The organism is Sanguibacter sp. 25GB23B1, assembly GCF_040012415.1.
Lineage (GTDB): Bacteria > Actinomycetota > Actinomycetes > Actinomycetales > Cellulomonadaceae > Sanguibacter.
Genome location: NZ_JBDYKL010000041.1, coordinates 1 through 15,020 on the forward strand (window position 1 = coordinate 1; position 15,020 = coordinate 15,020).

18 protein-coding genes are annotated in these 15,020 nt (G+C 67.8%); all 18 read left to right on the plus strand.

Translation table 11 applies throughout. From position 1 onward, the window contains the following. The coding region (locus tag ABKW26_RS17710; RefSeq protein WP_348595380.1) for a hypothetical protein at positions 1-317 on the plus strand (317 nt) is incomplete at its 5' end. A 43-nt stretch (positions 318-360) separates the two neighbouring features. After that, entirely contained in the window at positions 361-795 is a 435-nt protein-coding gene (locus ABKW26_RS17715) for a prepilin-type N-terminal cleavage/methylation domain-containing protein (protein ID WP_348595381.1), read from the plus strand. A gap of 91 nt (positions 796-886) precedes the next feature. Then, a complete protein-coding gene (locus ABKW26_RS17720) occupies positions 887-2,749 on the plus strand; it encodes an Ig-like domain-containing protein (protein WP_348595383.1) in 1,863 nt (620 codons plus the stop codon). After that, positions 2,749-3,423 carry a type II secretion system protein gene (locus ABKW26_RS17725; RefSeq protein WP_348595433.1) on the plus strand — a complete coding sequence of 225 codons (675 nt, stop codon included), beginning with the start codon at positions 2,749-2,751 and terminating at the stop codon, positions 3,421-3,423. Before ABKW26_RS17720 ends, ABKW26_RS17725 begins: the two co-directional genes overlap by 1 nt. 11 nt (positions 3,424-3,434) lie before the next feature. Beyond that, positions 3,435-4,958 (plus strand): RICIN domain-containing protein, encoded by a 1,524-nt coding sequence (locus tag ABKW26_RS17730; RefSeq protein WP_348595384.1) that lies wholly within the window; start codon positions 3,435-3,437, stop codon positions 4,956-4,958. A gap of 2 nt (positions 4,959-4,960) precedes the next feature. After that, complete coding sequence (locus ABKW26_RS17735) at positions 4,961-5,758, plus strand: prepilin peptidase (RefSeq protein ID WP_348595385.1); 798 nt, start codon at positions 4,961-4,963, stop codon at positions 5,756-5,758. A gap of 94 nt (positions 5,759-5,852) precedes the next feature. Beyond that, positions 5,853-6,908, plus strand: a complete 1,056-nt coding sequence (gene pilM, locus ABKW26_RS17740) for a type IV pilus assembly protein PilM (RefSeq protein WP_348595386.1) — start codon at positions 5,853-5,855, stop codon at positions 6,906-6,908. Next, positions 6,905-7,600 carry a fimbrial assembly protein gene (locus ABKW26_RS17745; RefSeq protein ID WP_348595387.1) on the plus strand — a complete coding sequence of 232 codons (696 nt, stop codon included), beginning with the start codon at positions 6,905-6,907 and terminating at the stop codon, positions 7,598-7,600. Before pilM ends, ABKW26_RS17745 begins: the two co-directional genes overlap by 4 nt. A gap of 1 nt (position 7,601) precedes the next feature. Further along, positions 7,602-8,360 (plus strand): hypothetical protein, encoded by a 759-nt coding sequence (locus tag ABKW26_RS17750; protein WP_348595388.1) that lies wholly within the window; start codon positions 7,602-7,604, stop codon positions 8,358-8,360. A gap of 110 nt (positions 8,361-8,470) precedes the next feature. Next, a complete protein-coding gene (gene aroC / locus ABKW26_RS17755; protein ID WP_348595389.1) occupies positions 8,471-9,658 on the plus strand; it encodes a chorismate synthase in 1,188 nt (395 codons plus the stop codon). Continuing rightward, the gene (locus ABKW26_RS17760) at positions 9,655-10,230 is read left to right on the plus strand and encodes a shikimate kinase (RefSeq protein ID WP_348595390.1); all 576 of its coding nucleotides are present in this window, start codon (positions 9,655-9,657) and stop codon (positions 10,228-10,230) included. Before aroC ends, ABKW26_RS17760 begins: the two co-directional genes overlap by 4 nt. Next, complete coding sequence (gene aroB, locus ABKW26_RS17765) at positions 10,227-11,357, plus strand: 3-dehydroquinate synthase (protein ID WP_348595392.1); 1,131 nt, start codon at positions 10,227-10,229, stop codon at positions 11,355-11,357. Before ABKW26_RS17760 ends, aroB begins: the two co-directional genes overlap by 4 nt. 52 nt (positions 11,358-11,409) lie before the next feature. Continuing rightward, the gene (gene aroQ, locus ABKW26_RS17770; RefSeq protein WP_348595393.1) at positions 11,410-11,844 is read left to right on the plus strand and encodes a type II 3-dehydroquinate dehydratase; all 435 of its coding nucleotides are present in this window, start codon (positions 11,410-11,412) and stop codon (positions 11,842-11,844) included. A gap of 47 nt (positions 11,845-11,891) precedes the next feature. Then, complete coding sequence (locus tag ABKW26_RS17775) at positions 11,892-12,644, plus strand: hypothetical protein (RefSeq protein WP_348595394.1); 753 nt, start codon at positions 11,892-11,894, stop codon at positions 12,642-12,644. A 168-nt stretch (positions 12,645-12,812) separates the two neighbouring features. Next, complete coding sequence (locus tag ABKW26_RS17780; RefSeq protein WP_348595395.1) at positions 12,813-13,436, plus strand: hypothetical protein; 624 nt, start codon at positions 12,813-12,815, stop codon at positions 13,434-13,436. A gap of 8 nt (positions 13,437-13,444) precedes the next feature. Further along, positions 13,445-13,870: a hypothetical protein gene (locus tag ABKW26_RS17785; RefSeq protein ID WP_348595396.1), complete on the plus strand. Its 426-nt coding sequence runs from the start codon at positions 13,445-13,447 to the stop codon at positions 13,868-13,870. Between the two features lie 144 nt (positions 13,871-14,014). Continuing rightward, a complete protein-coding gene (gene efp / locus ABKW26_RS17790) occupies positions 14,015-14,578 on the plus strand; it encodes an elongation factor P (RefSeq protein ID WP_348595397.1) in 564 nt (187 codons plus the stop codon). A gap of 1 nt (position 14,579) precedes the next feature. Then, positions 14,580-14,996 (plus strand): transcription antitermination factor NusB, encoded by a 417-nt coding sequence (nusB, locus tag ABKW26_RS17795; RefSeq protein ID WP_348595398.1) that lies wholly within the window; start codon positions 14,580-14,582, stop codon positions 14,994-14,996. Positions 14,997-15,020: the final 24 nt, after the last annotated feature.

A 15,020-nucleotide genomic window follows, 5' to 3' on the forward strand; every position in this document is an offset into this window, starting at 1 on the left:
TCATGAACCAGCGCAAGAAGGCCGTCGACTCGGCGATCAAGTCCGATCTGCGCACCGTGGCGAACGAGATGGAAACGTACTACACCGACGCTCAGGCGTACGTGGGTGTCACGACCACCGGCTCCGTAGCCACACTCACCGGCGCTTCACCCGCCGTTACCGTGCAGCTCTCGACTGGCAACAGCGTGACGGGAACGGTCTCGGGCGAGGCGTACTGCCTCGTTGGGTCCGCGGCTTCCGGCAAGGCGACGCAGGCTTGGGTCTACAAGAGTGCTGCGGGCGGTCTCCAGCCGAAGTCCGTGACCACCTGCGTCTGATTCGCGCTCGTCCATCTCCCTTCGATCTGAGACAGAGGTCATCATGATTGCTCGCATCCACAAGTCCATGAACGAGAAGGACAAGGGCTTCACGCTCATCGAGCTCCTCGTCGTCATCATCATCATCGGTATCCTCGCCGCGATCGCGATCCCGGTGTTCATGAACCAGCGCAAGAAGGCCGTCGACTCGGCGATCAAGTCCGATCTGCGCACCGTGGCGAACGAGATGGAAACGGCCTATACAGATGCTCAGGCATACCCGGCCGTTACCGGTGCCTCCGGCACCACGACCCTCACGCCAGCAACGGGAACTGCCACTACGGTCAAGATCAGCACCGGAAATACAGTCACCGGCACCGTGAGCGGCGAGAGCTACTGCCTCGTGGGCTCAGCGGACGGCGGCAAGGCGACCCAGGCTTGGGTCTACAAGAGCGGCTCCGGCGGACTCCAGGCCAAGGGCGTCGTCGACTGCACGTGACATCAGCTCGTGAGTAGCGTCTGTGGGGGGTGGGTGCGGAGCACCTTCCCCCCACAGGCAGTTTCTTCAGACCTATGTTGAGGAGCCACCGGTGAGTCCAGCTTCACGGGGCGTCGACGTCACCCCAGGTGGCGCGAGCGCCCGAGCGCACGATGACGGCTTCTCCCTCATCGAGGTCGTCGTCGCCCTCTTCCTCATCGGCATCGTTGCCGCCGGGGCTCTTCTCTTCTTCGTGCGCGGAGCGCAGAACACCTCCCACCTCCAGCGCACGCAGGCCGCATCGACGGTCGCGACGCAAGGCATGGAGCTCGCGCGGTCCATAGACCCGCGGCCTGCCTCCGCCGCAGCCACGAGCGGCCTCCTCATCGGACGGTCGAAGGCTGACGTCGATGCCATCTGGGCGGCAGCTGACCCTCAGGACACGGCACAGACCAATGCCGCCTGGGATCTTGTGACCCCGCAGGCAGGCCACACGAACGACGCACTCAAGCAGGTCCGTCAGACAACGGTGTCCGGAATGGACTTCGACGTCGTGACGCTCGTGGGCACCTGCTACCGACCCGCGGCGGCGAGTGCCGGCAACCAGTCCTGCACAGCGACGAACCTCGGTGGTGGCGTGCTCATGTACCGCACCACTGTCGTCGTGACGTGGGACGCCGGTACGTCGGACCAGTGCGACTCAGGCACGTGCACGTACCGGCTCAGCGCGCTCATCGACCCGACTGCCGACGCGAGCTGGAACCTCTCCACGAAGCCCGTCGCGTACGACGATGCGGCTACCTACACCGCAGGCGGTGCCATCTCGATGATCGAGGTTCTCGCCAACGACGTCATCACGACCGTGACGAGCAACCCGACGACGATCCTCACCGCGCCTCCGTACGGAGCCGCCGCGGTGATCACGAGCGGCACCAAGATGGGCGCGATCAACTACACCCCGCCCACGAACTACTCAGGCCCGGTCGAGTTCACGTACAAGCTGCGTGACGCCCAGGGACGCAACTCCAACGAGGCGATCGTCAGCCTCATGATCCTGCCGAGGGCGACCAACGACACGGCCACCGTCGCGAAGGGCGCGGCGGTGACGATCCCGGTGGCCGCAAACGACATCGGAACTGGAATCGTCCCGAAGATCACGGCACCGCCGAACGGCTCCTACGGCACGGCGACCGTCATCGGTAGCGACATCCGTTTCGTTGCGAGCGCCTCCGCCCCGACGGGCACCGCGACCTTCACGTACATCGTGACGGACGCCGTTGCGCAGGAGAGCACAGAGGCGACCGTCTCGGTGTCCGTGACCGCACCGGTGCTCCCGGCAGCAGACGTCGTGGTCGACGTCCCCGCCACTCTGAGTCCAGGAGCGACGCGTCTGAAGATCCAGGAGGCAGCCGGCGTTCCGACCACCTACAAGGTCCACGTCATGTCGGGGGCGAACGTGAGTCAGGCGCCCGGGACGACTGCGGGTATCGGGCAGCTCGCGGGCAGCGGCACGACCTCGGTGACCTACCGGCCCGTGGCCAACACTGTCGGGTTCTACACGCTGACGTTCCAGATCGAGGACGCCGCAGGTGGTCGCTCAGCGACGAAGACCGCGACGATCCGAGTCACCCCGGTTGCGAACCCCTATGAGCTCAGTTCCCAAATCTCGTCGAACTCTGCTCAGACGATCAACGTTGTCAGTGGCAACGTCCCGAGCGCGAGCGCTTCGGGGGTCACCTATGCAGTGACTGGTGTACCGGTCTGCTCACTGGGGTGGGGAGCGTCGGTCTCTCAGAACGCTGCAGTGGCCGTCGGGTCCGACACGACCGCCGGTGCTTTCCAGTTCACGAAGCCTCGGTGGTCCGGCGGAGACAGAAACGCTGAGTGCACCTTCTCCTACACGGTCACGATGACGTTCGGTGCGCAGACCTTCGCGACACCCGCGGCCACCGTCACTGTCCCGGTGCGACGATGATGCGCCTTCGACGTACTCGCCGGGACCAGGAGCGCGACGATACGGGCATGACTCTCGTCGAGCTCATCGTCGCGATGGGGATCTTCACGGTCGTCATCGCCGTGTTCATGGCCGGGATCGTGGTCATGACGAAGAACACGGCACGAGCACAAGCCGTTGCGGACGCCGGCGACGAGGTGCGGCGAGTCTTCCAGCGTCTTGACAGAGAGGTCCGCTACGCCTCGGCGATCAACCGGCCGGGCACCGGCTCGAGCGGCGCATACTACGTGGAGTACCTCGTGAGCGCGGTCGAGGCCGGCAAGCAGCCGATGTGCACGCAGTGGCGCTACGTCCCAGCCACGGGGACGATCGAGCGCCGGACCTGGGCGAACGTCACGTCAGGTGCGTCCCCGTCCGCGTGGTCCACCCTCGCCAACCGGGTTCGCAACGACCTGGCGACACAGAAGCCCTTCGAGTTCACGCCAGCCGGTTCGATCAATGCGAGCCAACAGCTGCGAGTCTTCCTCGACGTGGGGCCCGGTGCCGGTGGTCCCGACGCCCGGAAGGGCGCGCAGCTCGACTCCCAGTTCGTGGCACGGAACACAGACACCTCGACAACGACGAATGCCGATATCGACAACAATGGCGCGAGCGATACGCCCGTGTGCCAGCAATCAGGAACGGGACGCCCGTGAGAGCACTCCGGTTGGACGAGACGAAGCGCACCGACGACGAGGAGGGCATGGCCCTCATGACGGCAGTCCTGCTCATCATGGTCCTCGGGGCGCTCAGCGTCCTCATGCTCGGGGTGGTCGTCGCCCAGGTGCAGCCGACGATGTTCGCGGCGAAGAACAGCCGGACCATCGTGGCTGCTGAAGCCGGGATCGACGCGGCGCTCAGCCAGATGCGTTCAGCGACGTCGGTCGACGCCATCAGCCACCAGGTCCTCGGCGACCCGCGCAAGCTGCCGTGCACCGTACAGGGCGCGGTGAACGGCGTGTCGAGCGACTACTCGTACAAGGTCCAGGTCACCTATTTCGACGAGGACCCCAAGGGCCAGAGCGCCGCATGGCGCGCCGCTAACGTGATCCCGTGTGGAGCGACGGGCCTCACGATCGCTCCGGGCTTCGCCGTCATCTCTTCGGAAGGGCTCGACTCAGGAGTTCCCGGCCTCGCGAGCACGGCGGGAGACCGCGCGCTCGAGACCATCTACACGTTCCAGGTCATCAACAACAACATCGAGGGTGGAGCGATCTACTCGTACGGTGTCGGCGCATGCCTCCAGGCTGACGGCCAGGCGGCCGGCTCGACGATCACCTACGTCTCCGCGGAGCAGTGCCGCACCGACGACCCCCGACGTCTGTGGAGCTGGAAGGACGACTACGGGATCCACCTCGCGGTGACCGATCTCGCCGGAGCAACTCCGCTCTGCATCACGGGTCGCCCTTCCAGCGGCTCGGTCAACGCCACTCTCCAGCCGTGCACCGGTGCGAGCAACCAGCTCTTCTCCTGGCACGGTGGCGCACAGTTCAAGGTCCAGAACGCTGGGAACACGAACTATTCGAGCTTCTGCCTCGGCACGGGCGCGTCGACCAACGCCGACCCTCTCGGGCGCAAGCTCATGGTCGGCGCGTGCGGGAGCAACGCAGCGTGGTCCTCATTCGACCCGGACGCCAGGGTCGGCGCTGCCAAGGCGTCCGCGGCGACGAACCAGATCGTCAACTTCCTCGAGTTCGGACGCTGCTTCGATGTCACTGATGAGCAGGTCGGCAAGGAGTTCATGATCGTCTATCCGTGCAAGCAAGACCCGAGCTCAGGGGGTGGCAACCTCGCCTGGAACCACATGTGGTTCTACAACGAACCGATGGACAAGAAGGGCTCTCGCGGTCCCCAGAACATCTACGTCCTGCAGAACAAGAACAGCTCGCAGAAGTACTGCCTGAAGACCTCTCGGACCGCGAGCACCGCAGCCACCCCTGCCTACGTCACCTTGAGCAGCAGCTGTTCGGGGACGGACTTCGCGTGGACACGCAACGCGGACACGGGGACCTACGCCACGAGCTGGACGCTCGTCGACAGCTACGGCCGTTGCGCCTCGATCGGTCCGAAGTGGGGCAACTGGTCTACGATCATCGTCGCGGAGTGCACGGGCGAACCCGCTCAGAAGTGGAACGCGCCGCCCACCGCCCAGACTGCATCACTCGACGACTATCGAGAGCTGGTCAACTAGCCGTGCGAGAGAGCGACCCGACGCTGTGGTGGGCCGCCCTCGGTGCAGTCGCGTTGCTCGGGCTTCTCGTCGGCTCCTTCCTCAATGTCGTGATCTGGCGCGTCCCTCGCGGTGAATCGGTCGTCCGTCCACCCAGCGCATGCCCGGGGTGCGGGCAGGCGATCTCAGCACGGGACAACATCCCGGTCTTGTCCTGGGTGCTGCTCCGAGGTCGCTGCCGCGGCTGCGCGGAACCGATCTCGCTGCGGTACCCGCTCGTCGAGGCAGGTACCGCCGCGCTCTTCGTTGGTGTGGCGCTTCGGTTCGACCTCACCGGGTCCCTGCCGGCGTTCCTCTACCTAGCAGCGATCTGCGTCGCCCTCCTCCTCATCGACATCGATGTCCGTCGCCTCCCGGACGCCATCGTCCTGCCCGCCTACGTCGTGCTTCCTGTGCTGCTGATGCTCGCAGCGTGGGTCGGCGAGGACTGGGGCTCGCTCCTCCGCGCGGGTATCGGGGGAGCAGGGCTCTACGCCTTCTACTTCGTCGCGATGGCCATGTATCCCGGCGGGATGGGATTCGGCGACGTCAAGCTCGCCGGAGTTCTCGGCATGGCGCTCGGTTGGGTCGGCTGGGGGGCGCTCGTCGTCGGCGCGTTCGGTGCATTCCTGCTCGGTGGTGTGTTCTCCATCGTTCTCCTCGTCCTGCGTCGGGCTGACCGGAAGAGCGGTATTCCTTTCGGCCCCTGGATGATCGTCGGTACCGCACTGGGTATCGGCTGCGGCGAGGCGCTCTGGTCGGCCTACCTCGGCCTCATGTGAGCTTCGCCAGATAATCCACCCTCGGCAACGTTAAAGGGATGGCGCGCGGTGCCGATAAACCACCGAACGAGCATTCCGCCGAGAGGGGACCAGTGTGGCCAAGCATCGACCTGTAGGGCTCGACATCGGCACGACAGCCGTCCGAGCCGCCGAGATCGACTTCGGTTCCGGCAAGTCCGGCGGCACGCTGGTCGCCTATGACGAGGTTCTCCTCCCGTTGGGCGCGATCCGTGACGGTGAGGTCGCCGATCAGGGCGCGGTCTCGTCCGCTCTCAAGGAGCTGTGGGCGAAGGGGAAGTTCCGGACGAAGGACGTCATCCTCGGTATCGGCAACCAGCGCGTGGCCGTGCGTGAGCTCTCCCTCCCCTGGATGCCGATGCCCCAGCTTCGAGCCTCCTTGCCTTACCAGGTGCAGGACATGCTGCCGATGTCGACCGACGACGCGCTCCTCGACTTCTACCCGACGGACGAGTACGACGGAGACGCGGGCCGCACACTCGACGGCCTGCTCGTGGCCGCCGCCCGCGACACCGTCGCGGCCAACGTCCTCGCGGTCGAGGCGGCCGGGCTCCACCCGGTCATGGTCGATCTCAACGCGTTCGCGCTCCTGCGCGGCATGACACGTGGGCCGCTCGGCCGACAGACTGCCGCGCTCGTCGACATCGGTGCGCGGATCACGAACGTCGTCATCGTCGCGAACGGAGTCCCTCGGTTCGTGCGTGCCCTCCCGTCGGGTGGACAGGATGCGACCGATGCTGTCGCTCGCGCACTCGGGATCTCGAACTCGGACGCCGAGACGCTCAAACGCGAGCTCGGAGTCGGCATGACGTCCAAGCCTGAGCACGCTGACGGTGCGGAGGCACTCGCGCACGTGTCCCAGAACCTCGTCGAAGCAGTACGCAACACCTTCTCGTTCTTCACCGGTTCGCAGGGCGGGACGCCGATCGACGTCGTTGCTCTCACAGGTGGCGGCGCGCACCTGCCCGGACTCGGTCAGTTCCTCGCCAGCGCCAGCCGCCTGAGCGTGACGCTCGGCGACCCCGTCGGTGGCCTGCAGGTCGCCAAGGGCATCGGTGGCCGTGACCGCTTCGTCGGCCACGAGTCCCGCATGGCGCTTCCCATCGGACTCGCACATGGAGTTGCAGCATGACATCGGTACTCGCGAAGGCCTCGCCCAAGCCGCGGAGCAGTGGCGGGAACCTGGGCGCTCCCGAGCGACCCCAGGTCGACCTTCTGCCCCCGGAGGTCCGGGCAGGACGCGGCCTCCAGCGCATCAAGCGCTGGCTCGCCCTGTCGCTCGTTCTGGCAGTGGTCGTCGCCGGGCTCGGCTACGGCTGGGCGCACCTGACGGACCAGGCCGCGAACGATCACCTCGCGCAGGCGCAGGACGATGCAGCGGGTCTCGCGCGGGAGAAGGCCAAGTACGCCGAGGTCCCGGTCGTCCTCTCTGCTATCGAGGACGTCACACTCGCACGCACATTCGGACTGTCCACGGAGGTCGCCTGGACGCCATACGTCAGTGCGATCGCCGCTGTCCTCCCTGCCGGGGTGAGCATCGACTCGTTCGCCGTCACCCAGGGCTCACCGCTCTCTCCAGCTCTCATGGCCGGTGACCCCCTGAGCGACGCTGGCCTCGGATCCATCGTCTTCTCGGCCCGGTCGTTGACGATCCCGGACGCATCGGCGTGGCTCGCAGCGCTGGACTCGATCCCCGGGTTCATGGACCCTACGCTTCAGAGCGCCTCGATCACCGACGAGGAGGGGACCGTGTACTACTCGGTCACCTCGACGATCCAGATCGACGTCTCGGCGCTCACCCACCGATTCCTGGAAGGGGAATGACATGGGATCGACCAAAGCAAGCACCTGGATCGCCGGCACCGCCGTCCTCGCGATCCTCATCCTCGTCGCGGCCTGGTTCCTCCTCATCTCGCCTGTGCGTGCGACCGCCCTTGAGACCTCCGAGACCGCGGAGTCCCAGGACGAACGCAACGCGCTAGAGCAGGTTCGGATCGACGGTCTGGCGAAGCAGTTCGCCGAGCTCGACTCCTACAAGGCGACCCTCGCCTCGTTGCGGCAGCAGATTCCGGTCACGCCGAACCACGGCGAGTTCCAGAGCGAGCTGGCGACCATTGCCGCCGCGCACAGCGTGACGATCGCGTCCCTCACGGTCAACGCGTCGAGCGAGATCGTCGTGGCCGGTGCCGAACCGGCAGCAGCACCGGCCGGGACCGAGGCTGCTGAGGGCGAGGATGCCGCGGCTCCGGCCGCACCGAGCAACCTCTTCACCGGCTTCTACCAGATTCCCGCGGACATCGAGGTCGTAGGCACGTACCAGAACGTGCTCGCGTTCGTGTCGGACCTCCAGACGGTCAATACCCGACTCTTCCTCGTCACTGGTCTCTCCGGAACCGGCCTGAAGGAGGGCGAGGGCTCCGGTGGGTTGCCGCCGACAGCGGCCGGCGACCTCAACCTCGTCATCAACGGGCAGATGTACGTGGTGCTTGACCCGAACGCCGCGCCGTCGACCGACGATCCTGCTGCCGAGACGCCGCTGCCGGTGCCCGCTCCGGAGAAGAACCCGTTGATCCTGACCCCGTGACGGAGGTCTCCATGATCGGGTCTTGCTGACAGGCCCCACCTCGACGACGCCGGGCGCCCGCACTGCGGGCACCCGGCATCGTCGTCTGGCGGACATGGGAAGATGACAGCATGCTTCGTTGGTTGACGTCAGGTGAGTCGCACGGCCCCGCTCTCGTGGGGATCATCGAGGGTGTTCCCGCCGGTGTCGAGGTGGTGACCTCGGACATCCAGGCCGCTCTTGCTCGCCGGCGCCTCGGCTATGGCCGTGGTGCGCGGATGAAGTTCGAGCAGGACGAGGTGCGGATCCTCGCGGGCTTGCGCCACGGTGTCAGCCAGGGTGGTCCGATGGCGATCGAGATCGGGAACACGGAGTGGCCCAAGTGGGTGGACGTCATGGCGTCCGACCCGGTCGACCCGGCTCTGCTCAACCGGGCGCGCAACGCCCCCCTCACGCGCCCTCGTCCGGGGCACGCGGACCTCGTCGGTATGCGTAAGTACGCGTTCGACGACGCCCGCCCTGTGCTCGAGCGTGCCTCGGCCCGCGAGACGGCGACGCGTGTCGCTCTCGGCACGGTCGCCGCGAAGTTCCTCGAGCAGGCGCTCGGTGTCCGCCTCGTGTCGCACGTGACGAGCATCGGCCCGGTCTTCGCGCCGGACGACGCCGCTGTGCCGACGCCCGACGACACCGCCTACCTCGACGCGGACCCGGTGCGCTGCTTCGACAAGGCGACCTCCGAGCTCATGGTCGAGGAGATCGACCTGTGCCACAAGGACGCGGACACGCTCGGGGGAGTGGTCGAGGTCCTCGTCTACGGCCTCCCGTCCGGTCTTGGCAGCTACGTGCACGGTGACCGTCGGCTCGACGCCAAGCTCGCTGCGGCGCTCATGGGGATCCAGGCGATCAAGGGCGTCGAGGTCGGCGACGGCTTCCGCACCGCTGCCCGCCGCGGCTCCCAGGCGCACGACGAGATCGAGCGCGACGAGGATGGCCGCATCCGCCGCCTGAGCAACCGTGCGGGCGGTATCGAGGGCGGCATGACGAACGGCGAGGTCGTCCGGGTGCGTGCCGCGATGAAGCCCATCTCGACCGTCCCCAAGGCGCTCGCGACGGTCGACGTCTCCACCGGCGAGGTTGCCAAGGCTCAGCACCAGCGCTCCGACGTGTGCGCGGTCCCGCCGGCCGCCGTCGTCGCCGAGGCGATGGTCGCGCTGACCATCATGGACGTCGTCCTCGAGAAGTTCGGCGGCGACTCTGTCGAGGAGGTTCGCCGCAACGCGCAGGCGTACCTCGAGTCGATCCCCGAGCTGCTGCGGTGAGCGATCGCGCAGCGGCGCCCCAGGGGCCGCGGGTCGTCCTGGTCGGGCCCCCCGGGTCGGGGAAGTCCACGACGGGCCGCGCAGTGGCCGACCGTCTCGGGATCGACTGGCGGGACACCGACGCCGACGTCGAGACGACCGCCGGCAAACCCATCTCCGACATCTTCGTCGACGACGGCGAGCCGCACTTCCGCACGCTCGAGCGCGAGGCGGTCACCACCGCGCTGGCCGTCCACCACGGCGTGCTCGCCCTCGGTGGAGGCGCGGTCCTCGACCCCCTGACCGAGGCCGCGCTGGGTGCCTACACCGCCGCAGGAGGTACCGTCGTCTTCCTCGACGTGACCCTCGCGCACGTCGCCTCGCGCGTCGGCTTCAACCAGTCGCGGCCGCTCCTGCTCGGCAACCCACGGGCGAAGTGGCAGAGCCTCATGGAGGCCCGCCGGCCCGTGTACGAGCGCGTCGCGAGCGTCCGCGTCCAGACGGACGGCAAGACACCGGCACAGGTCGCCCTGGAGATCCTCCACGTCCTCGCACCCGCGACGACGACAGACACGACGAAGGACGACGCATGACCGACACACCCTCCGTCGTGCGGGTCACCGCCGAGCGCACCTACGACGTCGTCATCGGACGCCAGCTCCTCGGAGAGCTCCCCGGCCTCCTCGGCACCGGGGTGCGCAAGGTGCTCATCGTCCACACCGAGGCGCTCGAGGCGTCTGCGACCGCCGTGCGCGAGGACCTCCTCGCCCAGGGCTACGAGGCGCTCCTCGCGGTCATCCCGGACGCCGAGGGCGCGAAGTCGGTCGACGTCGTGGCGTTCTGCTGGCAGATCCTGGGGCAGTCCGACTTCACGCGCAGCGACGCGATCGTCTCGATCGGCGGCGGCGCGACCACCGACGTCGCGGGCTTCGTCGCAGCGACATGGCTGCGCGGCATCAAGGTCGTCCACATCCCGACGACGCTGCTCGCGATGGTCGACGCAGCGGTCGGAGGCAAGACCGGCATCAACACCGCCGAGGGCAAGAACCTCGTCGGGGCCTTCTACAGCCCGAGCGGGGTCCTGTGCGACCTCGTCGCGCTCGAGACCCTCCCGCGCTGGGACTTCGTCGCCGGCCTCGCCGAGATCATCAAGACCGGGTTCATCGCCGACCCCGTCATCCTCGACCTCGTGGAGGCGAACGCGGAGGCCCTCACGGCCTGGCCGACCGCCGACGAGCACCTCTGGGGCGTCGTGCGCGAGCTCGTCGAGCGCAGCGTCGCCGTCAAGGGCCGCGTCGTCAGCGAGGACCTCAAGGAAGCCTCGTTGCGCGAGATCCTCAACTACGGGCACACGCTCGCGCACGCGATCGAGCAGGTCGAGCGCTTCGCGTGGCGCCACGGCGCGGCGGTCTCGGTCGGCATGGTCTTCGCCGCCGAGCTCGCGCGGCTCGCTGGCCGTCTGGACGACGAGGTGGTTGACCGCCACCGGTCGATCCTCGCGTCCGTCGGCCTCCCGCTCACCTACCGCGGAGACCGCTGGGAGCAGCTCCTCGCGGTCATGCGCCGTGACAAGAAGTCCCGCGGCGACCTCCTGCGCTTCGTCGTGCTCGAGGGGGTCGGCAAGCCCGCGCGCCTCGAAGGCCCCGACCCGACGCTCCTCGCGGCGGCGTACGCCGAGATCAGCGCCGAGGCCCCGACCAGCCGCGCCGTCCTCCTGTAGACCACCCGGACGGGACGTGGGTGTCCTGACCCACAACAGCTAGGCTCGCCGCATGACTCGTGTGCTCGTCCTCAACGGACCCAACCTCGGCCGGCTCGGTGTCCGCGAGCCGGACGTCTACGGCGCCCTGTCCTACGCGGATCTCGTCGCGGCCGGTGCCCGGTGGGGGAGCGAGCTCGGCCTCGACGTCGACGTCCGCCAGACGGACGACGAGGCGCAGATGGTCGGTTGGATCCACGAAGCCGTGGACACCCGCAGCGACGTGGTCCTCAACCCGGCCGCGTTCACGCACTACTCCTACGCCCTCCGTGACGCCGTTGCCCAGGTGACGAAGAGCGGGCTCCGCCTCGTCGAGGTGCACATCTCCAACCCGTACGCGCGCGAGGAGTTCCGCCACACCTCCGTCGTCGGGGGAGTAGCCACCGGGACCATCGCAGGTTTCGGCTTCGAGTCGTACCACCTCGCGCTCCGCGCGCTCGTGGCGTGAGGGCTGGCGCTGCACGGACTGAGCGACGGGCTGGACGCACACTCCTGATGCTCGCTACCACAGCGGCCGCCACCCTCGTGTTCACGGCCTGCGGACCCGTCAACGCGGGTGACCCGGCAGCGCTCGAGTACCAGGCCTGGGTCGACGACGTCGAGGGAGTCGAGTCGGCGGACGTCAACGGGATGAGCCCGTGGCCGTTTCAGGGTGAGGTCTATGCGACGGTGAGGCTCGAGGAGCTCCTGGGCGCTCCGGAGGTCGTCGAGATCCTCGAGGAGCTCCGGACCTTCACGTTCGACGAGTCCACGAACGCCACCCTCGAGGTGGACGTCGTCTACGTCGCCGGTGACGCCGAGCTGACGATGGCCGGGTCGTGGGACAGCGATCCCGAGACGTGGGCAGCGCTCGTCACAGACCCTGCGCTGCGCGAGACCGCGACAGTCGTCGTCACCACCCTCGTCGACGACGACGCATCGCTCGTCGCCGTCACCCGCGGCGACGCCGTGGAGGGGGCTGCGATGCTCGATGCCGCGGTCGAGCGGCACCTCGGGGTGACGGTCGCCGACCACCGGGTGCGGGACGCTGCCTCGACGAGCGACCTCGAGGGGGAGCGCACCGGGCCTGCGCGCGAGGTGTACGAGCGGATCGCTGCCGAGTTCTCGATCACGGGCGGGCAGGTTCGGGAAGGGGAGGTCTGGATCGGGCTCCCCGCGCTGGCTCCTGTCGTCAGGGCTGAAGTCGTCTCCCGGATCACGGCGTTGTCGGTGCCCGGCGTCGTGGTCGAGGTGCACGACCCCCGCTAGCCCTGATCGGCTTCCGTCAGGATGATCGACTACGACACACCCGGTAGAAATAGTGTGCCAAGCGCGGTCTGTCGCTTCCACGCCAAAACGCCAGCCCGGACTACATGGATCGATCAACAACAAGCCACAAGCCTTGATCTGTGCACAACAAGGCTCTAGTCTTGATGTATGTTCGTCCTGACGATCGACCAGCAGAAGAGCACCAGCCGCGGTGATCTCGTCCCGCAGCTGCTCGACCGCCTACGCATCCACACACCCCGTCTGCCCGGCTTGGTCCTCCCGTTCGAGCGCACGGTGGGCGACGAGGTCCAGGGCGTCCTCGACGACGCGGCCTCCACCCTCGCCGTCGTGCTCGACGTCGTCCGTGCGGGGGGATGGCGGACGGGTCTCGGCATCGGGGGAGTCCGGCTCCCGTTGCCGGCGCACAGCCGTGAAGCCGCAGGCCCGGCCTTCATCCACGCGCGTGCCGCCGTCGACCGCGCCAAGAGCCGAACGACCGCCGTCCCCGTCGCGGTCGAAGGGCCTGACGCTGCACGAGCGGCCGAGGTCGAGGCCATCCTCCGACTCCTGGGCGCCGTGGTCGAGCGCAGGACCTCGCTCGGCTGGCAGGTGGTGGACCTCCTGCGCCCCGCGCCATCGAGCCCGGGGTCCGGCCCCACGCAGAAGGAGATTGCCCGTACCCTCGGCATCAGCGAACAAGCAGTGAGCCAGCGGGTGCGCTCAACACTCTGGGCCGAGGAACAGGCAGCGTGGCCGCTGGCCGCGCGCCTGCTACGAGAGGCGGACGTGTGAATCCAGGCATGGTCTTCGTGGTGGCGACGGTGGCGCTGCTCCTCAGCGTCGGCGGTGGTTGGTACGTGACACGGGGGGTCCTCACGCTCGCAGCGCGCAGCGTGGCGGCCGAGACACCGACACCCGATCCCGAGACCGCGCCAGGCGTGCCGCCCGAGCCGCCTGTCGGTCCGACGAGCCCACGCGCGGTCGCTGCGCTGCGCGGCGGGACGTGGATCGGCTTCCTCGAGCGCTTCGCCGTCACCGGGCTCGTCCTCGTCGGAGACGGGACGGGTGTGGCCCTCGTCGTCGCCATCAAGGGCCTCGGCCGCTACCCCGAGCTGCGGGAGAACCCCGAAGCGTCCGAGCGGTTCGTCATCGGCACCCTCGCGTCGCTCGTCTGGTCCGCCGGCCTCGGGCTCCTCGGCCGCGCGGCGCTGGGCTGGTGGGCCTGACCCACCAGACCGGGGGAGCGTGGCTGGCGGGTTAGACTGGTCTCCGCTCTCGTACGGCCCCGCTGGTGCGCGCTCGTCGCCCACCCTCGTCGCGACCAGCCGGTGAGCCGACTGAACCTTGCAAACTCGACAGGAAGATCGAACGTGGCTACCACCAACGACATCAAGAACGGCACAGTGCTCCGGATCGATGGTCAGCTCTGGACCGTCACCGAGTTCCAGCACGTCAAGCCCGGCAAGGGTGGCGCGTTCGTCCGCACCAAGATGAAGAACGTCACCTCCGGCAAGATCGTGGACCGCACCTTCAACGCGGGCCTGAAGATCGAGACTGCGACAGTCGACAAGAGCGACATGCAGTACCTGTACAAGGACGGCACGGACTACGTCTTCATGGACTCGTCCACGTACGACCAGATCAACATCCCCGAGGTCACCGTCGGGGACGCCGCGAACTTCCTGCTCGAGAACCAGAACGTCGTCGTCGCGACGAACGACGGCACGGTGCTCTACATCGAGCTTCCCGCGTCGGTCGTCCTCGAGATCACGTACACGGAGCCCGGCCTGCAGGGTGACCGCTCGACCGGTGGCACCAAGCCCGCCACCCTCGAGACCGGCCACGAGATCCAGGTCCCGCTCTTCCTCGAGCAGGGGACGAAGGTCAAGGTCGACACCCGCGACTCGAGCTACCTCGGCCGAGTGAACGACTGACGTGGGAGCTCGCACCAAGGCGCGCAAGCGCGCCCTCGACGTCCTCTTCGAGGCAGAACAGCGTCACATCGACGCCGAGACGCTCCTCGCAGACCGGATCGTCGAGCCGGGGACCGAGTCCTCGCTGCCGCAGTACGCCGTCGAGATCGTCGAGGGCGTCCTCGACAACATCAACCGCATCGACGAGCTGCTCGAGACCTACTCCCACGGGTGGACGCTCGAGCGGATGCCTGCTGTGGACCGCGCCCTGCTGAGGATCGGCACGTGGGAGATCCTCTTCAACGACGAGGTCCCCGACGCGGTCGCGATCGACGAGGCCGTCGAGCTCTCACGGTCGTTGTCGACGGACGACTCACCGTCGTTCGTCAACGGCATGCTCGGCCGGATCGTCGAGCTGAAGCCGACCATCCTCGCCTGAGCGCACGATCGCACAGTGGTCCGC

What these genes read in the sequence shown, in the direction of transcription:
- ABKW26_RS17715 (WP_348595381.1), top strand. Translation starts at nt 361, where the DNA reads ATGATTGCTCGCATCCACAAGTCCATGAACGAGAAGGACAAGGGCTTC.
- ABKW26_RS17725 (WP_348595433.1), top strand. Translation starts at nt 2,749, where the DNA reads ATGCGCCTTCGACGTACTCGCCGGGACCAGGAGCGCGACGATACGGGC.
- ABKW26_RS17745 (WP_348595387.1), top strand. Translation starts at nt 6,905, where the DNA reads ATGACATCGGTACTCGCGAAGGCCTCGCCCAAGCCGCGGAGCAGTGGC.
- ABKW26_RS17750 (WP_348595388.1), top strand. Translation starts at nt 7,602, where the DNA reads ATGGGATCGACCAAAGCAAGCACCTGGATCGCCGGCACCGCCGTCCTC.
- aroC (WP_348595389.1), top strand. Translation starts at nt 8,471, where the DNA reads ATGCTTCGTTGGTTGACGTCAGGTGAGTCGCACGGCCCCGCTCTCGTG.
- aroB (WP_348595392.1), top strand. Translation starts at nt 10,227, where the DNA reads ATGACCGACACACCCTCCGTCGTGCGGGTCACCGCCGAGCGCACCTAC.
- aroQ (WP_348595393.1), top strand. Translation starts at nt 11,410, where the DNA reads ATGACTCGTGTGCTCGTCCTCAACGGACCCAACCTCGGCCGGCTCGGT.
- ABKW26_RS17775 (WP_348595394.1), top strand. Translation starts at nt 11,892, where the DNA reads ATGCTCGCTACCACAGCGGCCGCCACCCTCGTGTTCACGGCCTGCGGA.
- ABKW26_RS17780 (WP_348595395.1), top strand. Translation starts at nt 12,813, where the DNA reads ATGTTCGTCCTGACGATCGACCAGCAGAAGAGCACCAGCCGCGGTGAT.
- ABKW26_RS17785 (WP_348595396.1), top strand. Translation starts at nt 13,445, where the DNA reads ATGGTCTTCGTGGTGGCGACGGTGGCGCTGCTCCTCAGCGTCGGCGGT.